Consider the following 23,076-nt stretch of genomic DNA (forward strand, 5'->3'; position numbering starts at 1 on the left):
CCCGCGAGTGGCGCAGTTCGGCGGTTCTGAGACGGCGTGTCGCGCAGTTTTGCGCCACTCGGCACCCGAACCGCGCCACTGGTTGTGGATCGTGAGCCGGGTCCACAGGTGGCCGACCAGTTCGCACGCGTGAGGTCTGCTCGACCATCTTCGGTCCATGGAACCGATCCTCACCCGGGAGGCGGAGCTGCACGGGGTGTCGCTCGCCGTGCTGCGCGGCCCGGACTTCACCCGTCCGGCGGCCGGTGTCGCACTGCACGCCTCGCGGTCGGCCGACCTGCCCAGCCGATGTCGGGCCGTGGCAAAGGTGCTGCCCGCCGACGCGGTGTTCACCCACCTCACGAGCGCGCGGCTGCGGCAGTGGTGGCTGCCGACCTCGGACGACCTCCCCCTCATCGCCTGCACGGACGGGGAGGCCCCGCACCACGACCGTCGCGGTGTCTACGTGCGCCGCTGCGCCATCCCTCCCGCCCATCGGCAGATGCTCGGCGACCTCGCCGTCGCCTCGGCGGCGTGGACCATCGTGGAGCTGGCCGAGCACCTGTCGCTCGTCGACCTGGTCGTGGTGGTCGACGGCGCCCTGCACCTGGGTCACACCACCGTCGATGAGATCCGCGCGACGATGGTGCGAGGGCGACGGGGTGTGAGGTCCCTGCGGCGGGCGATCGAGCTGTGCGACGGGCGGAGCGAATCGGCCTGGGAGACGATCCTGCGCCTGATCCACGTCATGGCAGGGATCGACGTCGAGCCGCAGACCGTGGTGTGCAATCGGGCCGGTGTGGCGGTGGCCCGGGGCGACCTGCTGATCCTCGGAACCCGGCGGATCGCGGAGTACGACGGGGCCAGTCATCGGGACCGCCGGCAGCACGAGGATGACCTCCGCCGGGACAAGGCTCTGGCTCGCGCCGGGTACGAGCGGTACGGCTACATCGCCCGTGAGGTCGTGGGTGATCCCGCCCGCGTCGTCCGCGACGCCGACGAGGCGCGCGGGGTCCCGCACGATCCCGCCCGCGTGCTGCCCTGGCTGAGGGAGGTGGCGGAGTCGTCGCTGTCCGCCCGCGGCTCCACGGCGTTGGCGCGCCGGCTCGCCAGGTTCGTCCGCACCACGACCCCACGACCGAGTGGCGCAGAACGGAGACCGAGTGGCGCAGAATGAGGCGACACGCCGTCTCGAAACCACCGAACTGCGCCACTCGCGGGGAAGGCGGGGCGGGGGAGGGGGTGGGCCGCTCAGTCGTCGTCGTCGAGGCGGGCCAGCCAGGTCGCGAAGCGCTCGATCGGGACCTCGAACTCGTGGTTGAGGTCGACGAACTCGCTCAGGCGTTCGGCCAGCCACGCCAAGGTGACGTCCTCGTCACCCCGGCGTGCCGCCAGCTCCTCGATGCCGCGATCGGTGAAGTACACGGCTCAGGCGAAGGCGCGGTCCATGAGCACCTGGTGCTCCTCGACGTGACGCGGGTGCGAGCCCACCGACGGCGCCGACGACTCCGGCCGGGTGATGCCCTTCAGCGGGGCGTCGAACGCACCGACGAGGTGCTGTGCCCAGTGCGGCCACGGACCCTGGTTGGCCGGCTCGTCCTGCACCCAGCGGATCTCGTTGACCGAGGGGAACCGGGACAGCTCGGCGGTCAGCTCGGCGACCGGCCGTGGGTACAGCTGCTCGACCCGCACGATCGCGGTGCGGGACAGCCCCTCCTCCCGCTTGGCGCGCTCGGCCAGCAGCTCCCAGGTGATCTTTCCGGAGCAGAGGATGACCCGCTCGACCTGGTCGGCCTGCACCGAGGTGTCACCGATGACCGGCAGGAAGGAGCCCGACGTGAAGTCCTCGGGCTGCGAGGCCGCCGCCTTGTTGCGCAGCATCGACTTGGGGGTGAACACGACCAGCGGACGGTGCTCGGCCTCCAGGTTCTGCCGGCGCAGCAGGTGGAAGTACGAGGCGGGCGACGACGGCTGAGCCAGCGTGATCTCGTCGTTCGCGCACAGCGCCATGAAGCGCTCGATGCGGGCCGAGGAGTGGTCGGGGCCCTGGCCCTCGTACCCGTGCGGCAGCAGCAGCACGACGCCCGACTTCTGGCCCCACTTGGTCTCGCCGGCCGAGATGTACTCGTCGATGACCGACTGGGCACCGTTCACGAAGTCGCCGAACTGCGCCTCCCACAGCGTGAGCGCCTCGGGCCGGGCGACGGAGTAGCCGTACTCGAAGCCGAGGGCGGCGTACTCGCTCAGCAGCGAGTCGTAGATGTAGAACGTCGCCTGGTCCTCGCTGATGTGCGACAGCGGGGTCCATTCCTCGGCGTTCGTCCGGTCGATGATGGTGGCGAACCGCGACGAGAAGGTGCCACGACGCGAGTCCTGCCCGGCCATCCGGACTGGTCGACCGTCGAGCAGCAGCGAGCCCATCGCGAGGATCTCGCCGGTGCCCCAGTCGATCGGTCCCGACGAGATCGACTGCGCACGGCGCTGCAGCTGCGGCAGGACCTTGGGATGCACGGTGAAGCCGTCCGGCACGTTGGTGTACGCGTCGGCGATCGCCTTCATCGTCTCCGGGGAGATCGCGGTCTCGAGCCGGCCGGACACCTCGGGCTTGTCGGGGTACTCCGGGGTGCGCATGTAGTCCAGGTCGCCGGAGTCGGCGGCCTTGACCTCGGCGAAGTTGCTCTCGAGCTTGGCCTGGTAGTCGCTGAGCGCGGCCTCGGCCTCCTCCAGGGTGATGTCGCCACGGCCGACCAGGGCCTCGGTGTAGAGCTTGCGCACCGACTTCTTGGTCTCGATCGTGTCGTACATGAGCGGCTGGGTGAAGCTGGGGTCGTCGCCCTCGTTGTGGCCGCGTCGGCGGTAGCAGATGAGGTCGATGACGACGTCCTTGTTGAACGTGCGCCGGTAGTCGTACGCGAGCTGCGCGACTCGGATGCAGGCCTCGGGATCGTCACCGTTGACGTGGAACACCGGCGCCGAGATCATCCGGGCGACGTCGGTGCAGTAGGTGGAGGACCGCGACGCCGAGGGGCTCGTGGTGAACCCCACCTGGTTGTTGACGATGACGTGGATCGTGCCGCCGGTGCGGTAGCCCCGCAGGAGGCTGAGGTTGAGCGTCTCGGCGACGACTCCCTGGCCGGCGAACGCGGCGTCGCCGTGCACCAGCACCGGCAGCACGGGGAACTCCTCGCCGCGGTTGAGCCGGTCCTGCTTGGCCCGGGCGATGCCCTCCAGGACGGGGTCGACGACCTCCAGGTGCGACGGGTTGGCCGCGATGGAGACCTTGATCGAGTCGCCGTTGCCGGAGGTGAACTCGCCCTCGACACCGAGGTGGTACTTCACGTCGCCGGAACCCTGGACGGTGCGCGGGTCGATGTTGCCCTCGAACTCGCGGAACACCTGGCTCGGGCTCTTGCCGGCGATGTTGACCAGCGCGTTGAGCCGGCCGCGGTGCGCCATGCCGATGCAGACCTCGTCGAGCGCGTCGGCGGCGGCGGCCTCGCAGATCTCGTCGAGCAGCGGGATGGTGGTCTCACCGCCCTCGAGGCTGAACCGCTTCTGACCGACGAACTTGGTCTGCAGGAAGGTCTCGAACGCCTCGGCCTGGTTGAGCTTCAGCAGGATGCGCAGCTGCTCCTCGCGCGGCGGCTTGGTGTACCCCTGCTCGATGCGCTCCTGGAACCACTGACGCTCGGCCGGGTCCTGGATGTACATGTACTCGGTGCCGATCGTGCGGCAGTACGAGTCGCGCAGCGTGCCGAGGATCTCGCGCAGCTTCATGTGGCGACGCTCGCCGCCGAAGGACGGGCCGGTGGGGAACTCGCGGTCGAGGTCCCACAGGGTCAGGCCGTGGCTGGCGGTGTCGAGGTCGGGATGGCTGCGCTGCTTGTACTCCAGCGGGTTGGTGTCTGCCATCAGGTGGCCGCGGACCCGGAATGCGTGGATCAGCTCGAGCACGCGTGCCTGGCGGTCGATGTCGTCGTCGTGGTTGACCGCGATGTCGCGGGCCCAGCGGATCGGCTCGTAGGGGATCTTGAGCGCGCGGAAGATGTCGTCGTAGAAGCCCTCGTCGCCCAGCAGCAGCTGGTGCACGCGCTTGAGGAACTCACCGGACTGCGCACCCTGGATGACGCGGTGGTCGTACGTCGAGGTGAGCGTCATCATCTTGGACACGGCCAGCTGGGCGATCGTGTGGTCGGACGCGCCGTGGAACTCCGGCGGGTACTCCATCGAGCCCACGCCGACGATGACGCCCTGGCCGGACATCAGGCGGGGCACCGAGTGGTTGGTGCCGATGCCGCCGGGGTTGGTGAGGCTGACGGTGGTGCCCTGGAAGTCGCTGACCTCGAGCTTGCCGTCGCGGGCCTTCTTGACCATGACCTCGTACGCACGCCAGAAGTCGGCGAAGCTCATGGTGTCGGCGGCCTTGATCGACGGCACCAGCAGCTGGCGGGTCCCGTCGGGCTTCTGCAGGTCGATCGCGAGCCCGAAGTTGATGTGCTCGGGCTTGAGCTGGTTGGGCTTGCCCTTCTCGTCGACCTCGTAGCCGGTGTTCATCTCCGGCAGGGACTTGATGGCCTGCACGACGGCGAAGCCGATCAGGTGGGTGAACGAGACCTTGCCGCCGCGGGCACGGGCCAGATGGTTGTTGATGACCGTCCGGTTGTCGAACAGGAGCTTGACCGGGACCGACCGCACGCTCGTGGCGGTGGGGACGGTGAGGCTGACGTCCATGTTCTGCGCGGTGCGGGCCGAGGCGCCGCGCAGCACGACCTTCTCGACGGTGCCCGGCCCGGCCGGCTTGTCGGCGGCGGTCTTCTTCGGGGCCTCGGGTGCCGGGGACTTGGCCACGGCAGCGGGAGGTGCGGGGGCGTCGGGAGCGCCGGAGGATGCAGCGGGCCGGACGGACTTGCCGCGCGTGGCTCCGTCGGGGACGGTGCCGTTGCCGGTCGCCGGCGAGGTGGTCGTGGCGGGGGTCACCCCGGGGCGTTCCGGGGCGGCGGGGGCGGACTTCTTCTCCGGGGTGGCGCCGTTGGAGTAGCCACCCTCGGCGAAGAACGTCTTCCACGACGCGTCGACGGAGGAGGGGTCGTCGGTGTAGCGCTCGTACATCTCCTCGACGAGCCACTGGTTCGTACCGAAATTCGGCTGGGAGCTGTCGTTGGTGGAGGACTCGGCCACGGCCCAGATCGCCTCTTCCGGTCGGTGCGTGATGCGGGGGGAACAGTGGATTCCACACTACCGCGCCGTGCCGCGGCCACGACGGGAGGTGAGGGCGGACGGACGGCGTGTCAGTCGGTGTGCGCGTCGGTCGGGCGGATGTGCGCAGCGGCCCTGCGGGCGGCCGCCCGGGCGGCGTCGACGTCGTCGCCGAGGGCGAGGGCCACCGCCATGCGTCGTCGGCCCGACACCGACGGCTTGCCGAACAGGCGGACGGCGGTGTCCGGCTCGGAGAGCGCCGCGCCCACCCCGGTGAAGCGAGGCGCCTCGATCTCGCCCTCCAGCAGCACGGCGCAGGACGCCGCCGGTCCCCGGGTGCGGACGTTCGGCACCGGCAGCCCGAGGACGGCGCGCACGTGCAGCGCGAACTCCGAGAGGTCCTGCGAGACCAGGGTGACCAGGCCGGTGTCGTGGGGGCGAGGCGACAGCTCGGAGAAGATCACCTCGTCGCCGCGGATGAACAGCTCGACCCCGAACAGTCCGCGACCCGCGGGCCCGCACAGGTCGGCGACCACCGCGGCCGACACCTCCTGGGCCCGCTGCAGGACGGCGTCGGAGAGCTGCTGGGGCTGCCACGACTCCCGGTAGTCGCCGTCGACCTGGGTGTGGCCGATCGGCGGACAGAAGGAGATGACGTCGGAGCCGCCGTCGGTCGCGGCGTGCTTGAGCGTGAGCAGGGTGATCTCGACGTCGAAGTCAACGAACCCCTCCACGATGACCCGGCCCGCACCGGCACGGCCTCCGGCCTGGGCGTACTCCCACGCGTGGGCCGTGTCGTCGATGGTGCGGATCACGGACTGGCCCTTGCCCGACGAGGACATCACCGGCTTGACGACGCACGGTGTGCCCACGGCGTCGACGGCCGCGGTCAGCTCGTCGAGCGTGTCGGCGAACCGGTAGGGCGAGGTGGGCAGCCCGAGGTCCTCGGCGACGAGGCGGCGGATGCCCTCGCGGTCCATCGTGAGGCGGGTCGCGCGTGCCGTGGGGACGACGGTGACGCCCTCGGCCTCCAGCTCGAGCAGCGTCGGGGTGTGGATGGCCTCGATCTCCGGGACCACCCAGTGCGGCCGTTCGGCCTCGATCACCGCCCGCACGGCCCGCGGGTCGAGCATGTCGACGACGTGGCTGCGGTGCGCGACCTGCATGGCGGGTGCGTCGGCGTACCGGTCGACCGCGATCGTCTCGACCCCGAGGCGCTGCAGCTCGATCACGACCTCCTTGCCGAGCTCGCCCGCTCCGAGGAGCAGGACGCGGGTGGCGCCGTCGGACAGCGGGGTTCCCAGGATCGTCACGTCCGCCACCCTAGGTCAGCCCGCCGGGGCGGTGGATTCGCGACCGAATACCGGTTCCCCGCTGTGGTCGGTGACGATGCGACCGAATGGGCCGTCTTTCGGTCGCGAACCCACCGCCCCGAGCTTTCGGTCGCGAATCCACCGCCCCCGAGCGGGGGTCAGCCGCGTCCGAGGGTGAGCCCGAGCATGGCGGCGAGGAGCGATGCCGTGAGCATCAGGACCGCCGAGAGCACGGCACCGCGCCACTCACCCCGCTCCCACCGCTCGGCGACGTCGACCGACGCGCCGCTGAAGGTCGTGTACCCGCCGAGCAGACCCGAGCCGATCACCAGCAGGGTCCGGTCGTCGGCGAGGACCCCGGTCGCGAACCCCAGGGCGAAGGACCCGGAGACGTTGACCAGCAGGAGTGGCCACGGCAGACGGGTCGACGTCCGCGGCCGGAGCCACGACTCCAGTGCGTAGCGGCCGGTAGCGCCGAGACCACCGGCCAGTGCCACGAGGAGCGCCGTCATGCGGGCCCCCGGGCCAGACGGAACCCCGCCACCGCGAGAGCGGCGCCGCCGACGACGCTGACCAACGGGTCGGCGACGGCCAGCAGCACCGCACCGTCACGCAGCAGCAGGTCGGTCTGTACCGCGAGCGCGCTGTAGGTGGTGAAGCCGCCGAGGAACCCGGTCCCGACCAGCAGCCGCAGCCGGCTGGAGGGGCCGGAGCCCAGCAGGAGCCCGAGGGCGAACGAGCCGACCAGGTTGACGAACACCGTCGACGGGGCGAAGGCGCCGTCGGCCGGCACGGCGGTGTCGATGCCGTACCGGGCCAGCGTCCCGGCGGTGCCGCCGAGGAGGACCAGGACCCACGGCCCGCGGATCGCGCGCTCGGTGTCCACCTGCCCAGCCTACGATCGTGGTGCCCCCGGCAGGATTCGAACCTGCGCTTCCGCCTCCGGAGGGCGGCGCTCTATCCCCTGAGCTACGGGGGCCGGATCCGGCCTTCGTTCGGCGCCGAGCCTACCCCACGGCCGATATCGTGGGACGCATGGGAGATCCTCGGCGACCGCGGGTCCTGGTCGTCGACGACACCGCCTCGATCAGGTTCCTCATCCGGGCCAATCTGGAGCTGGCCGGATTCGACATCGACGAGGCGGTCGACGGGATCGACTGCCTCGAGCAGCTCCGCGCCGCCGACCCGCTGCCCGACGCGGTCACGGTCGACGTGATGATGCCCCGCATGGACGGCGTCGCCGCGGTGGTCGCCATCCGCGCCGATCCGCGACTGGCCGGCCTGACGGTCGTGATGGTCAGCACCCAGGGGCACCCGGCCTCCGTGCAGCGGGGGATGGACGCCGGCGTCGATGCCTACATCGTCAAGCCGTTCGACCCCGACCACCTGGTGCGGACGGTCCAGGACCTGGTCGAGCAGCGGCGTCGGTAGACTCCGCGGGTGACCCCCGAGCAGCTGTCCGACGCCATCGTCGGTGCCCTCGCCTCGCTCGTCGAGGCCGGGGTGCTGAACCTTCCGGGCGGTGTCCCCGACACCGTGCTGGTGGAGCGACCCAAGGTCCGTGAGCACGGCGACTACGCCACGAACATCGCGCTCCGGCTGGCCAAGCAGGCCGGGGTGAACCCCCGCGAGCTCGCCCAGCACCTGGCGGACGCCCTCGTGGGCCACGACGGTGTCGCGGCGGCGGAGATCGCCGGTCCGGGATTCCTCAACATCCGGGTCGCTGCGGGAGCCCAGGGCACGGTCGCGGCCGACGTGCTCACGGCGGGTGACGCCTACGGCTCCGGCGACCTCTACGCCGGCCAGCGGATCAACCTGGAGTTCGTCAGCGCCAACCCGACCGGCCCGATCCACATCGGCGGGGTCCGGTGGGCGGCCGTCGGGGACTGCCTCGGTCGCATCCTGACCGCGGTGGGCGGTGAGGTCACCCGCGAGTACTACTTCAACGACCACGGTGCGCAGATCGACCGGTTCGCCCGCTCGCTGCTGGCCAGCGCCCGGGGGCAGGCGGCGCCGGAGGACGGCTACGGCGGCCAGTACATCCACGACATCGCGCGGGACGTCGTCGCGGTGCACCCGGGTGCCGCCGACCTGCCCGACGACGAGGCGACCGAGGTGTTCCGTGCTGCCGGCGTCGAGCAGATGTTCGGCGAGATCAAGGCCAGCCTGCACGACTTCGGTGTCGACTTCGACGTCTACTTCCACGAGAACGACCTGCACGAGTCCGGGGCCGTCGACCGTGCCATCGCCCGGCTCACCGAGCTGGGCAAGATGTACCAGTCCGAGGGCGCCACCTGGCTGCGCACGTCGGACTTCGGCGACGACAAGGACCGGGTGGTCGTCAAGTCCGACGGAGAGCCCGCCTACATCTCCGGGGACCTGGCGTACTACCTCGACAAGCGGGAGCGTGGCTTCGACCGCTGCCTGATCATGCTGGGCGCGGACCACCACGGCTACGTGTCCCGCATGCTCGCGATGTGCGCGGCCTTCGGCGACGAGCCGGGGGTCAACCTCGAGCTGCTGATCGGGCAGATGGTCAACCTGGTCCGCGACGGCGAGCCGCTGCGCATGAGCAAGCGGGCGGGCACCGTCGTCTCGCTGGAGGACCTCGTCGAGGCCATCGGCGTCGACGCCGCCCGGTACGCCCTCGCCCGCTACTCCACCGACTCGACGATCGACATCGACCTCGACCTGTGGGCCAAGGCCGACAGCGACAACCCGGTGTACTACGTGCAGTACGCCCACGCGCGCCTGTCCTCGATCCTGCGCAACGCCGCCGATCTCGGTCTCGGCGTCGATCTCGAGGGCTTCGACCCGGGTCAGCTGTCGACCGACCGCGAGGGCGAACTGCTGCGCAGCCTGGCGGAGTACCCGCGGCTCGTGGCCCGCGCGGCCGAGCTGCGGGAGCCGCACCGGGTCGCCCGCTACCTGGAGTCCGTCGCCGGCTCCTTCCACCAGTTCTACGACCAGTGCCGGGTCCTCCCGCAGGGGGACGAGGACGCCACCGACCTGCACCGCGCCAGACTGGTGCTGGTCGCCGCCACCCGTCAGGTCGTCGCCAACGGACTCGCGCTGCTCGGCGTCGGCGCGCCCGAGAGGATGTGACCCGGATGCGTGCACACGAGGCCGGTGCCCTGCACGGCCAGGCCGGCGACCGTGGCCCCGCCTGGCTGAACCGCCCCGACGACGTCAACGAGCTGGTGCCCCACCTGTGGGCCACGCACGTCTCCAAGGTCGACGGCGTCCTCACCGTCGCGGGCGAGTCGGTCACCGAGCTGGCCACGGAGTTCGGCACCCCGCTGTACGTCCTCGACGAGGACGACTTCCGCCGGCGGGCCCGCGCGTTCCGCGAGGCGTTCGACACCGCCGACGTGTACTACGCGGGCAAGGCGTTCCTGTCCGTGGCGACGGCCCGCTGGGTCGCCGAGGAGGGCCTGAACCTCGACGTCTGCACCGGCGGCGAGCTGGCGGTGGCGATGGCGGCCGACTTCCCGCCGGCGCGGATCGGGCTGCACGGCAACAACAAGTCCGTGGCCGAGCTGCGGCGCGCGCTCGAGCTCGGGGTGGGCCGCATCATCGTGGACTCCGTCGAGGAGATCGACCGGCTGGTCGGGCTCACCGAGGAGCTGGGGGTGACCGCCCGGGTCATGGTCAGGGTCACCGCCGGCGTCGAGGCCCACACGCACGAGTACATCTCGACGGCGCACGAGGACCAGAAGTTCGGCTTCTCGATCCACGGTCGGGAGGGCCGTCCCAGCGACGCCCTCCAGGCGGTGCGCCGCATCGTCGCCGCTCCCGGTCTCAAGCTGCTGGGGCTGCACTCGCACATCGGCTCGCAGATCTTCGTCACCGACGGTTTCGAGGTCGCGGCCCGCCGGGTCCTGCGGCTCCAGGCCGAGATCGAGCGCGAGCTGGGGGTGACGCTGCCGGAGTTCGACCTCGGCGGCGGCTTCGGGATCGCCTACACGACCCAGGACGACCCCCGCCACCCGCAGGACCTCGCCCGCGAGATGGTCAAGATCGTCCACGACGAGTGCGGTGCGCTCGACATCGGCGTGCCGAAGCTGTCGATCGAGCCGGGTCGGGCGATCGTCGGGCCGTCCACCTTCACGCTGTACGAGGTCGGCACCACCAAGGAGGTGGCGCTCGACGGCGGCGCGAGTCGGCGCTACGTCGCGGTCGACGGTGGCATGAGCGACAACATCCGCACCGCGTTGTACAGCGCCGACTACTCGGCCACGCTCGCGTCCCGTTCGTCCGAGGCGCCGGCGGTGCTGAGCCGCGTCGTCGGCAAGCACTGCGAGTCGGGCGACATCGTGGTCAAGGACGAGTACCTGCCGGCCGACGTCGCCGCGGGCGATCTCGTGGCGGTGCCCGGGACCGGTGCCTACTGCCGGTCGCTGGCCAGCAACTACAACCATGTGCCCCGAGCCGCGGTCGTCGCCGTCCGCGAGGGCGAGGCACGGCTGATCCTGCGCCGCGAGACCGAGGACGACCTGCTCCGCCTCGACGTCATCTGACCGAGGGGATCTACGCTGGCGCGGTGTCGTTCCTCGTCCGTGCCGTCGCTCCTGCGCTCGCCGTGCTGCTCGTGGCGGGGTGTGGGGCGGCAGGCTCCGACGACGACCGACCCGTGGTGCTGACCACGTTCACGGTCCTGGCCGACATCGCCAGGGAGGTGGCGGGCGAGCACCTGCGCGTGGAGTCGATCACCAAGCCCGGCGCCGAGGTGCACGGCTACGAGCCGACCCCGCGCGACATCGGTCGCGCGTCCGAGGCCGACCTCGTGCTGGACAACGGACTGGGCCTGGAGGCCTGGTTCGAACAGTTCCTCGCCCGGGTCGACGCGCCCCACGTGGTGGTGAGCGATGGTGTCGATCCCATCGACATCGCCGGCGACGCCTACGCCGGCCGGCCCAACCCGCACGCCTGGATGTCGCCGTTGAACGTGCAGCTGTACGTCGACGTGATGGTCGAGGCCTTCAGCGAGCTCGCGCCCGAGCACGCGGCGGACTTCGCCGCCAACGGGTCTGCGTACCGCGCCGAGCTGCAGCAGGTCAACGACGACCTCGTGGCGGCCCTGGCGGTGCTGCCCCCCGGGCGGAGGGCGCTGGTGACCTGCGAGGGAGCCTTCTCCTACCTGGCCCGCGACGCCGGTCTGACCGAGAAGTACCTCTGGCCGGTCAACGCCGAGCAGCAGGCCACACCCCAGCGGGTGGCGGACCTCACCGCCTTCGTCGAGTCCGCCGAGGTGCCGGCGGTGTTCTGCGAGTCGACGGTGTCCGACGACGCGATGCAGCGGGTGGCGTCGACGACGGGCGCCCGGTTCGGTGGGGTGCTCTACGTCGACTCCCTGTCCGAGGCCGACGGTCCGGTGCCCACCTACCTCGACCTCATCCGGCACGACGTCGACGTGATCGTCGGGGCCCTGACCGGCGAGCGCCCGTGACGCCGGCGGTCGAGGTCCGCGACCTCTCGGTGAGCTACGGGTCGACCCGTGCGCTGCGCGAGGTCGACCTCGTCGTCCGGCCGGGGCGGGTCTGTGGCGTGATCGGCATGAACGGTTCGGGCAAGAGCACCCTGTTCAAGGCCCTGACCGACACCGTGCGACCCGACCGCGGGGAGGTCCGGATCCTGGGTGGCTCGCCCGCCGAGGCCCGACGTCACGGTCGGGTCGCCTACGTGCCCCAGGAGGACGGCATCGACCGGGCGTTCCCCGTCGACGTCCGCGAGATCGTGATGATGGGGAGGTACGGACGGCTCGGACCCACCCGGCGCCCGCGGGCGGCCGACCACGAGGCCGTCGACGCCGCGCTCGAGCGGGTCGACCTGACCCGGCTCGCCCGGCGGCAGGTCGGTCAGCTGTCCGGCGGCCAGCGCAAGCGGGCGTTCGTCGCCCGCGGCATCGCCCAGGACGCCGCCGTGCTGCTGCTCGACGAGCCGTTCGCCGGTGTCGACCGTCCCACCGAGGCGGCGATCACCGCCCTGCTCCGCGAGCTCGCGGCCGAGGGGCGCACCCTGCTCGTCGCCACCCACGACCTGCACGGGCTCGCCGGCCTCTGCGACGAGGCGGTGGCCCTGCGGAACCGGGTCGTCCTGCACGGTCCGATCGAGCACGTGCTCGCCCCGGAGCACCTGGGCACCGTGTTCGGACTCGACGAGCAGGAGCGTCGATGACCGACCTGCTCGAGCCGTTCTCCTACGACTTCATGCTCATCGCGTTCGCGATCACGACGGTGGCCTCGGTGGTGTGCGCCGTGATCAGCTGCTGGTTGGTGCTGATCGGGTGGTCGCTGATGGGGGACGCGGTGTCGCACGCCGTGCTGCCGGGCGTGGTGCTCGCCTACCTGGTCGGCGCACCGTTCTCGATCGGTGCCCTGGTCTTCGGGTTGCTCGCGGTCGTGCTGATCGGGGTCGTCCGCTCGACCAGCCGGATCCGCGAGGACGCCGCGATCGGGATCGTCTTCACCACCTTGTTCGCGCTCGGACTCGCCCTGATCTCCGTCACCCCGAGCCAGACCGATCTCAGCCACATCGTGTTCGGCAACGTCCTCGGGGTCAGCGACGGCGAGCTGCTGCAGGTGGCCGTGATCGGGACCGCCGTGCTCGCGGTGCTGCTGCTGAAGCGCCGCGACCTGACGTTGTTCGCGTTCGATCCGGCCCACGCCCACACGATCGGTCTGTCGCCGGCCCGGCTGAGCGCGCTGCTGCTCGGTCTGCTGGCCCTCACGACGGTGGTCGCCCTGCAGGTCGTCGGGGTGATCCTCGTGGTGGCGATGCTGATCATCCCCGGCGCCACGGCCCACCTGCTGACGGACCGGTTCGACCGGATGCTGTGGATCGCGCCCGTGTCGGCCGCGGGGTGCGGGGTGGTCGGCATCTACGTCAGCTACGTGGTGGACGCGTCGCCCGGGGCCTTGGTCGTGCTGGCCCAGGGATCGCTGTTCGCACTGGTCTACCTGGGGGCGCCCGAGCGCGGCGTGATCGCCCAGCTGCGTCGTCGGTCCTCGCCCGACCCGGTGGCCTGAGCCGTCAGCCGACCGCCCGCAGCAGAGCCGTCACGACCACCGCCACGATCACCGCACGGATCGCCGACCCACCCCGCCACACCACGATCCCGGCCGCCGCCACGCCGACGGTGTCGGCGCCGAACTGCCAGGTGCGGCCGTCGGCGAGAGCGCTCGTGACCACGAGGGCGGCGAGCAGGGCCGGCGCCATCAGCACCACGACCCGTGCGAACCACGGCGGCAGCTCGCGGTCACCCAGCAGGAGCGGCCCGATGCCCTTGATCACGGCGGTGACGACGATGCACCCGGCGATGGTCCACCAGACGGTCGTCACGACGCACGAGCTTCCGCACGGATCCTCGGAGCCGGGGGAGGTCGCAGCCCCCAGAGGGCGGCCGCACCGGCCACGAGGATCGGCACCCCCGGCGGGCTGAACGGGACGAGGGCGAACGCGAGGACTGCGCCGCCTGCCGCCACTCCGGCGCCGCGCCGGCGCCGCAGCTCGGGCGCGAGGATCGCGAGGAAGAAGGCGGGGTAGACCGCGTCGAGACCCAAGGTGGCCGGATCAGGGAGCACCCGCCCGCCCCAGGCCCCGGTCGCGGTGCCGGCCAACCACGCCACGTACTGCGGGGCCGTCGTGCCGAAGAGGAACCACCGGTCGAACGAACCGTCCGGTCGCATCGCCAACGCCCACGAGGAGTCGACCACGGCCTGGCCCTGGGCCGCCCGCCACCACCGGTTGCCGGGGAGCGACGGTGCCAGCGCCAGCCCCATGGGCAGGAAGCGGGAGTTCATCAGGCCGGCCGCCGCGATCGCCGCGGGCGCCCCGCCACCGCCGGCCAGGATCGCGACGGACGCGAACTGTGCCGAGCCGGCGAACACCAGGGCGGACATGACCAGGGCCGCCGTCGGCGAGAACCCGGTCTCGCGGGCCAGGACACCGAACGACAGGGACAGCAGGAAGCTGGCGGCGCCGAAGGGGACACCGGCCCGCAACCCGAGACGGAAGGAGGTGGCGTCCATGACCGCTGAGCCTACGGCGCGGCTCGTTCAGGTCGGCAGGGCTCGTCGCATGACCAGCCGGGGCAGCTTCGAGGCCACGGCGTCCGTGGTGCCCACGACCTCGAAACCGCTGCGCTCGAACATCGCGCGGGTGCCCACGAACGCCATGGTGAGGTCGATCCGGTCGTCGCCAGGGTCGACGGGATGCGCCTCGACGGCCGGCGCTCCGTGCTCGGCGGCGTGGGCCACGGCTCCGTCGATCAGGTGCCGGGTGACGCCCTGGCGGCGGTGGCCGCCGCGCACCACGACGCACACGATGCTCCAGACCGGGAGGTCGTCGACCGGTCGCATCAGCCTCGAGCCCGCGAGGCGAGGGATCTCGGCCCGCGGTCCGATGTGGGCCCAGCCGACCTGGACGCCGTCGCGGTACGTGACCACGCCGGGCGGGGGCCGACGCGCGGTCAACGTCCGCATCGCCCGCTCCCGGTCACCGTCGCCGAGCTCGGTGATGTCGCGTGCCCGGAGCCGGTGGCTGAGGCACCAGCAGTGCGTGGCCCGCCGGTTCGGGTTGATCACGTCGGCGAAGTCGTCGAACCGGTCGGGGGTCAGGGGGTGGGTGTCCCACGTCGTGTCGCCCGTCATGCCCCGACCGTAGGACGTGGGGGCGACAGAACGCCGGATCCCGCATCCGTCGACCTGCTCGCCCCGCACTGCGGTCCGCGGCCGGACGCCGCGCCGATACGCTGGTCCGGTGAACCCGTCCGAGCCGTCCGTCGACCGTCCCCTGCGCATCGCCCTCCTCGGGTGCGGCGTGGTCGGCACGGAGGTCGCCCGACTGCTCACCCGCGACGCCGACGAGCTGGCCCGTCGGGTCGGTCTGCCGCTCGAGCTGGTCGGTATCGCGGTCCGCCGGCTGGATCGTGACCGCGACCTCGACGTGCCGGCCGAGCTGTTCACCACCGACGCGCTCGGCCTGGTGACCCGGGGCGACATCGATGTCGTGGTCGAGGTCATCGGTGGCATCGAGCCGGCCCGCGAGCTGATCCTCGCCGCGCTCGAGGCGGGAGCGTCGGTCGTCACGGCCAACAAGGCGCTGGTCGCCGAGGACGGTGCCCGGTTGTCCGCGGCCGCGACGAAGGCCGAGCGGGACCTGTCGTTCGAGGCCGCCGTCGCCGGCGCCATCCCCATCGTCCGGCCGCTGCGTGAGTCGTTGGCCGGCGACCGGGTGCAGCGGGTGCTGGGCATCGTCAACGGGACCACCAACTACGTGCTCGACCAGATGACCACCCTCGGGCAGGGGTTCTCCGAGGCACTCGAGGAGGCCCAGCGTCTGGGTTACGCCGAGGCCGACCCCACCGCGGACATCGAGGGGTTCGACGCCGCGGCGAAGGCCGCGATCCTCGCCTCGCTGGCGTTCCACACCCGGGTGTCGCTGGGCGACGTCCACCGTGAGGGCATCAGCGACGTCACCGCCGCAGACGTCCGTTCGGCGGCCGAGATGGGCTGCGTCGTGAAGCTGCTGGCGATCTGCGAGCGGACCGAGACCTCCGTCGGTGCCCGCGTCCACCCCGCCATGATCCCGCTCGAGCACCCGCTCGCGAGCGTCCGCGGTGCGTACAACGCCGTCTTCGTCGAGAGCGAGGCAGCGGGCCAGCTGATGTTCTACGGTCCGGGGGCCGGCGGCGCCCCGACCGCCAGCGCGATCCTCGGCGACGTGGTCTCGGTGGCCCGCAACCGGGTCAGGGAGATCTTCGGACCGGGGGAGACCACCCACGCCGACCTCGAGGTGATCGACGTCGGTCGGGCCCGGACGCGCTACCACGTGGCGATCGACGTGCAGGACCGCGCCGGAGTCCTGGCCGTCATCGCCCAGGAGTTCGCCCGGTTCGACGTCTCGATCAAGAACCTGCGCCAGGAGGGCCACGGCTCCGACGCCCAGCTGGTCATCGTGACCCACGAGGCCGAGGACGCCTCGCTCGCCGCGACGGTCGAGGCCCTGCGGGGGCTCGACATCGTGCGGGACGTGTCCTCGGTGATGCGGGTCGAGGGAGGAATCTGATGCAGACCCGTACCGGCGCCCACCTGTGGCGCGGCGTCATCGAGGAGTACCGCGACTGGTTGCCCGTCACGGCCGAGACCCCGGTGGTCACCCTGCGGGAGGGCGGCACACCCCTGGTCCACTCGGCATGGCTCTCCGGGCTCGTCCACGGCGACGTGTGGCTCAAGGTCGAGGGTGACAACCCGACCGGCTCGTTCAAGGACCGGGGCATGACGGCCGCGATCTCCGTGGCGGTCGGCGAGGGTGCGAAGGCCGTGGTCTGCGCCTCCACCGGCAACACCTCCGCGTCGATGACGGCCTACGCGGCCCGGGCGGGTCTGACCCCGATCGTGCTCGTCCCGCACGGCAAGATCGCCGCCGGCAAGATGGCGCAGGCGGTCATGCACGGCGCCGAGGTCATCCAGGTGCACGGCGGCTTCGACGAGTGCCTGCAGGTGTCCCGCGGGCTGGCCGAGCGCTACCCCGTCGCCCTCGTCAACTCGGTCAACCCGGTCCGCCTCCAGGGTCAGAAGACGGCGTCCTTCGAGCTGGTCGACGCTCTCGGCGCGGCACCGGACCTGCACGTCCTGCCGGTGGGCAACGCCGGCAACATCTCGGCCTACTGGCTGGGGTTCCGCGAGTACGCCGAGGCCGGTCTGGCCGCGCACACGCCGACCCTCTGGGGGTTCCAGGCGGCCGGAGCGGCGCCGTTGGTGTCGGGCATCCCGGTGCCTCACCCGGAGACGGTGGCGACGGCCATCCGGATCGGCAACCCGGCCTCCTGGCACCTGGCGGTCGCCGCGCGCGACGAGTCCGGCGGACGGATCGGGTCCGTCACCGACGAGCAGATCCTGGCCGCCCAGCGTGAGCTCGCGGCGCGGGAGGGCGTCTTCGTCGAGCCGGCGTCGGCCGCCGGCGTCGCCGGCCTGCTGGCCGCTGCCGCGGCCGGAGAGGTCGAGCCGGGACTCACCGTCACCGTCACGGTCACCGGTCACGGCCTGAAGGACATCGACACCGCCCTCTCGGGACTGTTCGACCACGGCGGCACCCTCGTGGACTCCGTGATCGAGGCCGACGTCGACGCCGCCGCCGAGGCGGCCGGACTCCGGTGAGTCCGGTCAGCGGGCCGCTGCGCGTCCGCGTACCGGCCTCCAGCGCCAACCTCGGCCCGGGCTTCGACGCCCTCGGCCTGGCCCTGGGACTGCACGACGAGCTCACGGTCGAGGCGACCGACGACGGGCTGGTGGTCGAGGTGCGTGGCGAGGGTGCCGGGGAGGTCCCGCTCGACGACACGCACCTGGTGGTGCGGTCGATGGAGGCGGCGTTCTCGCTGCTCGGCGAGCGTCCGGCCGGGGTTCGGCTCACCTGCACCAACGCCGTGCCGCACGGGCGCGGGCTCGGATCGAGTGCTGCGGCCATCGTGGGCGGACTCGTCGCTGCCCGGGCACTCGTCGCGGGGGAGGACCGGCTGGACGACCTCATGCTCCTGCAGCTTGCCACCGACCTCGAGGGACATCCGGACAACGTGGCTCCCGCCCTGCTGGGCGGCCTGACCATCGCCTGGGTCGACGGCGCGGCGGCTGCCGCGCAACGCCTCGACTGCGACGTGCCGGTGACCGTCTTCGTGCCGCCGGAGCCGGTGTCGACCGAACGGGCCAGGGGTCTGCTGCCGGACACCGTCACCCACGCGGACGCCTCGTTCAATGCCGGTCGGGCGGCCCTCCTGGTGGCTGCGCTGACCGCCGCGCCCGACCGGTTGATCTCGGCGACCGAGGACCGTCTGCACCAGACGTACCGGTCTTTGGCCATGCCGGACTCCTACGCCCTGGTCCGGCGGATGCGCGTCGAGGGTGTGCCGGCCATCATCTCCGGGGCCGGGCCCACCGTGCTCGCCTTCGCCCGCGGCATCGACGACTTCTGTCCGCCTGGATGGGTGGTCCACCATCTCGACGTCGATCCTCACGGTGCCGTGGTCCTCCCCGCGTCCTGACGGCCTGACGGGTCGGTCGGCACCGTCGGGTGCGGTGGCGACCGGGTGCTAGCATGAAAACGCCGGAGTCGAGTTCCATGCTCCCCGGCACGACGCCACAGAGATCGCCACGCCAGATGCGGGCGAGTTCATCACATCCGCCGGAGTCTCCGGCTGTGGCCAGTCCTACGTCAAAGGGAACCACGTGACCGACACCACCATCGCCTCAGATTCCGCTGCGCCCGCTGCGCCCCGCAAGTCCTCCGGGGCTCTCGGCGGCAAGGTCCTCGCCGAGCTCCAGGAGATCGCCACCGACCTCGGCATCTCGGGGGCCTCCTCGATGCGCAAGGGAGCGTTGATCGACGCCATCAAGGCCGCCCGCGGCGACGCGCCCGCGGCCAAGGGCACCGAGGCGAAGGCGCCCGCCGACGCGGCGCCGGCGACGTCTGCGGCGGCGAAGGCCCCGGAGTCGGCACCGGCGGCCGAGAAGCCGGCCCGCCGGCAGGCCAAGCGCGCCCAGGCCGCTCCCGATGCCACCGAGCCGGCTGAGCAGGCACCCGCCACCAGCGCGTCCGATGCGGGCGCTGACGAGTCGCGTGGACGGGGTGGCCGGGGTCGCGGGGGCAACCAGGCCAAGGGTGACGGCGGCAACCAGGCCAAGGGTGACGGCGGCAACCAGGCCAAGGGTGACGGCGGCAACCAGGCCAAGGGTGACGGCGGCAACCAGGCCAAGGGTGACGACCGCAACCAGGGCAAGGACGACGACCGCAACCAGGGCAAGGGCGGCAACCAGCCCAAGGGCGACGACCGCAACCAGTCCAAGGGCGGCAACCAGTCCAAGGGCGGCAACCAGTCCAAGGGCGGCAACCAGTCCAAGGGCGACGACCGGGACCAGAACAACGACCGTGGCCAGAACAACGACCGCGGCCAGCAGGACGACGGTCAGGGCGACGACGAGTTCGGCAACGGTCGCCGGCGCAACCGCCGTGGTCGCAACCGCGGCGGCAACCGCGGTGGCGACACCGAGATCCAGGTGAGCGACGACGACGTGCTGGTGCCCGCCGCGGGCATCCTCGACATCCTGGACAACTACGCGTTCGTCCGGACCACCGGTTACCTGCCCAGCGAGAACGACGTCTACGTGTCGCTCGCGATGGCCCGCAAGTGGGGGCTGCGCCGCGGCGATGCCGTGGTCGGGCAGGTGCGTCAGCCTCGTGAGGGCGAGCGCAAGGAGAAGTTCAACCCGATGGTGCGGGTCGACTCGGTCAACGGCATGTCGGTCGAGGAGGCCAAGCAGCGGGTCGAGTTCGGCAAGCTGACGCCGCTCTACCCCTCGGAGCGACTGCGCCTCGAGGGCGACCAGAACGCCTTCGCCGGTCGCATCATCGACCTGGTCTCGCCGATCGGCAAGGGCCAGCGTGGCCTCATCGTCTCGCCGCCCAAGGCCGGCAAGACGATGATCATGCAGCAGGTCGCCAACGCCATCACGGCGAACAACCCCGAGTGCCACCTGATGATCGTGCTGGTCGACGAGCGTCCCGAGGAGGTCACCGACTTCCAGCGGACCGTCAAGGGTGAAGTCATCGCCTCGACCTTCGACCGGCCCGCGACCGACCACACGACGGTCGCCGAGCTCGCGATCGAGCGGGCCAAGCGACTGGTCGAGCTCGGCCTCGACGTGGTCGTGCTCCTCGACGGCATCACCCGTCTGGGACGGGCCTACAACCTCGCCGCTCCCGCCTCGGGCCGCATCATGTCGGGTGGGGTCGACTCGTCGGCCCTCTACCCGCCGAAGAAGTTCTTCGGCGCGGCACGCAACATCGAGAACGGCGGATCGCTCACCATCCTGGCGACGGCGCTCGTCGAGACCGGCTCGCGCATGGACGAGGTGATCTTCGAGGAGTTCAAGGGCACCGGCAACTGGGAGCTGCGCCTGCGCCGTGACCTCGCCGACAAGCGGATCTTCCCCGCCATCGACGTCGTCGCCTCGAGCACCCGCCGCGAGGAGCAGCTCATGTCCAAGGACGAGCTCGCGGTCGTCTGGAAGCTGCGCCGCGTCCTGTCCGGGCTGGACGGTCAGCAGGGCATGGAGCTGATGCTCGAGAAGCTGCGCAAGACCTCGACCAACGCCGAGTTCCTGCAGCAGATCACCCGGACCATTCCCGCGTCGGGCGACGTCGAGGAGTAGTCCTCGGCCCGGGCCGACGGGTCAGGACGACCCGTCGGCCAGCCGGGCCATCAGCCGCTCGATCGACAAGATCCCGAGGAACCGTCCGGCAGCGTCGGTGCAGACGACCGGCGAGAACCGCGCCGCGCGGGGGCGGGCCACGGCCCGGGTCGCCGCCTCCCCGACCGGGGTGTCGACGTTGACGGTCAGGGGATCCAGCGGCAGCCAGCCCCCCGTGTCGTTCCTCACCAGCAGCTGGACCGGGCGTCGCGCCTCGTCGACGACGACGACCACCTCGAAACCGCTGGTCTCGCCGTCCGGTGCGTCCGCGGCCGGAGGGCGGTCGGTCGTGTAGGCCTGCTGCAGCAGCGACCGGAGCCCGCGGTCCCCGGGACCCACGGGGCGCGGCAGCGCGCGGTGCGCCGCGTGGGTGATGTCGGGCCACCCCGGGCTCGGACGACCGATCAGCGGACCCTGTGCCAGGGGCACCCCGAGGCCCGCCAGAGCACGCAGCTCACCGGCGGTCGAGACCGACTCGGTCAGGATCCAGGCATCGAGCTGCGCGGCCAGGTTGCCGACCAGCTCGACCGCCGCCCGCTTGGGGTCCGACGTGTCGATCTCGTGGATCCAGTCACGCCCGAGCCGGATGATGTCCGGTCGCAGGTCGAGGATGCTCCGCAGCTCGGGCTGCGCCGTCTCGCTGCCGCCGACGGCGATCGTCGCGCCCGCGTGGCGGTACGCGGCCAGGGCGTCGAGGTCGGCGGGAGCCGGGTCCGGCACGAAGTCGACCACGTCCAGGACGATGCCCGACAGCTCCCCGTGGGCATCGAGGGGCGAACGCACCCGTCCCTGCGCCAGCAGGTCGAGCGGTACGGGGATCGAGATGAAGGTGTTGGTGGGCAGCGCCGGCACCGTCGTCAGGGCCGACCGCACCAGGTGCTCGGTCTGCGCGACCCGTGCCTCGCCCCCGCGGGGTCTGGGCTGCGCCTGACCGTCGGGGGTGAGCGCGACGGCCTGGTAGCCCGCAGCGACCCCGCGCACCACGTCGAGGATGGGTTGGGAACCCACGACGGAACCCCGCGGGTCCCGTCCCCCCCTCATGTCGGTCATCACCGTTCCGGGTGCGCGCCGCCGATCCGGCACGGCGCGAGCTCGGGCCTCAGACGGTCACGATGCTGGAGCGGACAGCCGCCACCAGCTCGGCCGACACCTCCATCAGACCGTGGTCGGCCGTCGCGTGGGCCGCGACGTTGGACAAGATCTCGTCCTCCGTCGTGCACACCCACTCGGCGCGGCACCCGGGCACGACGTCACCGCAAGCGAACTTCTTCATGGCGGACCTCCCAATCCGTGGGTCCGTTCCTCGATGGCCGATCGGCCGCGGACCCGTGGAACGAGGATAGGGCCGGAATGCCTCTCGCGCGCGGCGATCGTGGGCGAAAACGCGATCCGGGGGTCGATCTGGTCCTGAATGACCATGAGTCGGCGCACGACGGAGTCCGACCGGTCCGGCCGGTCGTCCGGCTCAGGTCACCCGGTGGGTCGCCGCCGGACCTCCTAGGCTGGTCCCATGACCACAGCGCATGACTTCTCCGCCACCGCCATCGACGGCACCGAACGACACCTCGCCGACTACCGCGGCAAGGTCCTCCTCGTCGTCAACACGGCCACCCAGTGCGGCTTCACGCCGCAGTTCAAGGGCCTCGAGACGGTGTACCAGCAGTACGTCGACCGCGGACTGGTGGTACTCGGGTTCCCGTGCGACCAGTTCGGCGGCCAGAACCCCGGTGACGACGACGAGACCGCGACCTTCTGCGAGAAGAACTTCGGCGTGACCTTCCCGCTGTTCTCCGAGATCGAGGTCAACGGCGACGGTGCCCACCCGCTCTACCAGTGGTTGAAGAAGGAGAAGGGCGGGCTCGGGCCGAGCAAGATCAAGTGGAACTTCACCAAGTTCCTCATCGACCCCGACGGCAACGTCGTGAAGCGCTACGGCTCCACGACCAAGCCCGAGAAGATCGCGGCTGACATCGAGAAGCTCCTCCCGGCCTGATCGGACCCGCGCCGGGCCCGGGAACACCCGGTCGGCGATTTGTGTTGACCCCGTCGACACTGGCACCATCACTCCTTGGCTCTGGTTCACGGTGCGCAGCCGCGCAGCCGACCCAGCGGCCCCACGAGAGGACCACCATGAAGCGCGACATCCACCCGGAGTACGTCGAGACCCAGGTCACCTGCACCTGTGGCAACTCGTTCACGACCCGCAGCACGGCCACCGAGGGCACCCTGCGTGCCGACGTGTGCTCGGCCTGCCACCCCTTCTACACCGGCAAGCAGAAGATCCTCGACACCGGCGGACGTGTCGCGCGGTTCGAGAAGCGCTACGGCAACAAGTAAGCGCCACG

The 23,076-nt window shown here is 71.4% G+C and carries 23 protein-coding genes and 1 tRNA gene; 13 read left to right on the forward strand and 11 right to left on the reverse strand.

The annotated features are described in order from the left end of the window. The first annotated feature begins 157 nt into the window (after positions 1 to 157). Entirely contained in the window at positions 158 to 1,156 is a 999-nt protein-coding gene (locus HMPREF0063_RS15610) for a hypothetical protein (protein WP_007077279.1), read from the forward strand. A 74-nt stretch (positions 1,157 to 1,230) separates the two neighbouring features. On the opposite strand, the gene HMPREF0063_RS16745 is transcribed toward HMPREF0063_RS15610, so the two are convergent. The 6 genes from HMPREF0063_RS16745 to HMPREF0063_RS03555 all read right to left on the reverse strand — a co-directional run bounded on the left by HMPREF0063_RS16745 (position 1,231) and on the right by HMPREF0063_RS03555 (position 7,467). Beyond that, the gene (locus HMPREF0063_RS16745; protein WP_007077280.1) at positions 1,231 to 1,404 is read right to left on the reverse strand and encodes a DUF6104 family protein; all 174 of its coding nucleotides are present in this window, start codon (positions 1,402 to 1,404) and stop codon (positions 1,231 to 1,233) included. A 3-nt stretch (positions 1,405 to 1,407) separates the two neighbouring features. Further along, a complete protein-coding gene (locus HMPREF0063_RS03535; RefSeq protein ID WP_007077281.1) occupies positions 1,408 to 5,157 on the reverse strand; it encodes a multifunctional oxoglutarate decarboxylase/oxoglutarate dehydrogenase thiamine pyrophosphate-binding subunit/dihydrolipoyllysine-residue succinyltransferase subunit in 3,750 nt (1,249 codons plus the stop codon). A gap of 110 nt (positions 5,158 to 5,267) precedes the next feature. Further along, positions 5,268 to 6,488 (reverse strand): formate-dependent phosphoribosylglycinamide formyltransferase, encoded by a 1,221-nt coding sequence (gene purT / locus HMPREF0063_RS03540; RefSeq protein WP_040320071.1) that lies wholly within the window; start codon positions 6,486 to 6,488, stop codon positions 5,268 to 5,270. A gap of 158 nt (positions 6,489 to 6,646) precedes the next feature. Beyond that, on the reverse strand, positions 6,647 to 7,000 hold the full coding sequence (locus HMPREF0063_RS03545; RefSeq protein ID WP_007077283.1) for a fluoride efflux transporter FluC: 354 nt from the start codon (positions 6,998 to 7,000) through the stop codon (positions 6,647 to 6,649). Further along, entirely contained in the window at positions 6,997 to 7,374 is a 378-nt protein-coding gene (locus HMPREF0063_RS03550) for a fluoride efflux transporter FluC (protein WP_007077284.1), read from the reverse strand. The genes HMPREF0063_RS03545 and HMPREF0063_RS03550 overlap by 4 nt, the downstream gene beginning before the upstream one ends. An 18-nt stretch (positions 7,375 to 7,392) precedes the next feature. Next, positions 7,393 to 7,467, reverse strand: a tRNA-Arg gene (locus HMPREF0063_RS03555). Positions 7,468 to 7,523: 56 nt separating this feature from the next. On the opposite strand from HMPREF0063_RS03555, the gene HMPREF0063_RS03560 reads away from it, so the two are divergent. Genes HMPREF0063_RS03560 through HMPREF0063_RS03585 form a run of 6 tightly spaced genes read left to right on the forward strand, consistent with a single transcriptional unit; the run spans position 7,524 to position 13,516 of the window. Next, positions 7,524 to 7,919, forward strand: coding sequence for a response regulator (locus HMPREF0063_RS03560; RefSeq protein WP_007077285.1), 396 nt, complete (start codon positions 7,524 to 7,526; stop codon positions 7,917 to 7,919). Between the two features lie 9 nt (positions 7,920 to 7,928). Beyond that, positions 7,929 to 9,593 carry an arginine--tRNA ligase gene (gene argS, locus HMPREF0063_RS03565; protein ID WP_007077286.1) on the forward strand — a complete coding sequence of 555 codons (1,665 nt, stop codon included), beginning with the start codon at positions 7,929 to 7,931 and terminating at the stop codon, positions 9,591 to 9,593. Between the two features lie 5 nt (positions 9,594 to 9,598). Beyond that, positions 9,599 to 11,008, forward strand: coding sequence for a diaminopimelate decarboxylase (gene lysA / locus HMPREF0063_RS03570; RefSeq protein WP_007077287.1), 1,410 nt, complete (start codon positions 9,599 to 9,601; stop codon positions 11,006 to 11,008). A gap of 23 nt (positions 11,009 to 11,031) precedes the next feature. Next, positions 11,032 to 11,937: a metal ABC transporter substrate-binding protein gene (locus HMPREF0063_RS03575; RefSeq protein WP_007077288.1), complete on the forward strand. Its 906-nt coding sequence runs from the start codon at positions 11,032 to 11,034 to the stop codon at positions 11,935 to 11,937. Beyond that, entirely contained in the window at positions 11,934 to 12,665 is a 732-nt protein-coding gene (locus HMPREF0063_RS03580) for a metal ABC transporter ATP-binding protein (protein WP_007077289.1), read from the forward strand. Before HMPREF0063_RS03575 ends, HMPREF0063_RS03580 begins: the two co-directional genes overlap by 4 nt. Further along, entirely contained in the window at positions 12,662 to 13,516 is an 855-nt protein-coding gene (locus tag HMPREF0063_RS03585; RefSeq protein WP_007077290.1) for a metal ABC transporter permease, read from the forward strand. Before HMPREF0063_RS03580 ends, HMPREF0063_RS03585 begins: the two co-directional genes overlap by 4 nt. A gap of 4 nt (positions 13,517 to 13,520) precedes the next feature. Here the strand turns inward: HMPREF0063_RS03585 and HMPREF0063_RS03590 are convergent, their stop codons facing one another. From HMPREF0063_RS03590 to HMPREF0063_RS03600, 3 genes are read right to left on the reverse strand one after another with little or no spacing between them, the layout of a single operon-like run. Continuing rightward, positions 13,521 to 13,829 (reverse strand): AzlD domain-containing protein, encoded by a 309-nt coding sequence (locus HMPREF0063_RS03590; RefSeq protein WP_007077291.1) that lies wholly within the window; start codon positions 13,827 to 13,829, stop codon positions 13,521 to 13,523. Further along, complete coding sequence (locus HMPREF0063_RS03595; RefSeq protein ID WP_007077292.1) at positions 13,826 to 14,518, reverse strand: AzlC family ABC transporter permease; 693 nt, start codon at positions 14,516 to 14,518, stop codon at positions 13,826 to 13,828. Before HMPREF0063_RS03595 ends, HMPREF0063_RS03590 begins: the two co-directional genes overlap by 4 nt. Before the next feature lie 27 nt (positions 14,519 to 14,545). Further along, entirely contained in the window at positions 14,546 to 15,139 is a 594-nt protein-coding gene (locus HMPREF0063_RS03600; RefSeq protein ID WP_007077293.1) for a GNAT family N-acetyltransferase, read from the reverse strand. Between the two features lie 109 nt (positions 15,140 to 15,248). On the opposite strand from HMPREF0063_RS03600, the gene HMPREF0063_RS03605 reads away from it, so the two are divergent. The 4 genes from HMPREF0063_RS03605 (at position 15,249) to rho (ending at position 20,692) form a co-directional block, all read left to right on the forward strand. Continuing rightward, the gene (locus HMPREF0063_RS03605; RefSeq protein WP_007077294.1) at positions 15,249 to 16,556 is read left to right on the forward strand and encodes a homoserine dehydrogenase; all 1,308 of its coding nucleotides are present in this window, start codon (positions 15,249 to 15,251) and stop codon (positions 16,554 to 16,556) included. Beyond that, the gene (gene thrC / locus HMPREF0063_RS03610; RefSeq protein ID WP_007077295.1) at positions 16,556 to 17,647 is read left to right on the forward strand and encodes a threonine synthase; all 1,092 of its coding nucleotides are present in this window, start codon (positions 16,556 to 16,558) and stop codon (positions 17,645 to 17,647) included. The genes HMPREF0063_RS03605 and thrC overlap by 1 nt, the downstream gene beginning before the upstream one ends. Next, positions 17,644 to 18,525: a homoserine kinase gene (gene thrB, locus HMPREF0063_RS03615; protein ID WP_007077296.1), complete on the forward strand. Its 882-nt coding sequence runs from the start codon at positions 17,644 to 17,646 to the stop codon at positions 18,523 to 18,525. Before thrC ends, thrB begins: the two co-directional genes overlap by 4 nt. A 184-nt stretch (positions 18,526 to 18,709) precedes the next feature. Continuing rightward, positions 18,710 to 20,692, forward strand: a complete 1,983-nt coding sequence (gene rho, locus HMPREF0063_RS03620) for a transcription termination factor Rho (protein WP_007077297.1) — start codon at positions 18,710 to 18,712, stop codon at positions 20,690 to 20,692. Between the two features lie 21 nt (positions 20,693 to 20,713). Here the strand turns inward: rho and HMPREF0063_RS03625 are convergent, their stop codons facing one another. After that, positions 20,714 to 21,739, reverse strand: coding sequence for an EAL domain-containing protein (locus tag HMPREF0063_RS03625; RefSeq protein ID WP_040320072.1), 1,026 nt, complete (start codon positions 21,737 to 21,739; stop codon positions 20,714 to 20,716). A gap of 91 nt (positions 21,740 to 21,830) precedes the next feature. Further along, positions 21,831 to 22,004: a DUF1059 domain-containing protein gene (locus HMPREF0063_RS16165; RefSeq protein WP_007077299.1), complete on the reverse strand. Its 174-nt coding sequence runs from the start codon at positions 22,002 to 22,004 to the stop codon at positions 21,831 to 21,833. 237 nt (positions 22,005 to 22,241) lie between these two features. On the opposite strand from HMPREF0063_RS16165, the gene HMPREF0063_RS03630 reads away from it, so the two are divergent. Next, positions 22,242 to 22,724, forward strand: coding sequence for a glutathione peroxidase (locus HMPREF0063_RS03630; RefSeq protein WP_007077300.1), 483 nt, complete (start codon positions 22,242 to 22,244; stop codon positions 22,722 to 22,724). 137 nt (positions 22,725 to 22,861) lie between these two features. After that, entirely contained in the window at positions 22,862 to 23,068 is a 207-nt protein-coding gene (gene rpmE / locus HMPREF0063_RS03635; RefSeq protein WP_007077301.1) for a 50S ribosomal protein L31, read from the forward strand. The last annotated feature ends 8 nt before the right edge of the window (positions 23,069 to 23,076 follow it).

Origin of the sequence: Aeromicrobium marinum DSM 15272 (assembly GCF_000160775.2) — a bacterium.
In the GTDB taxonomy this organism is placed as follows: domain Bacteria; phylum Actinomycetota; class Actinomycetes; order Propionibacteriales; family Nocardioidaceae; genus Aeromicrobium; species Aeromicrobium marinum.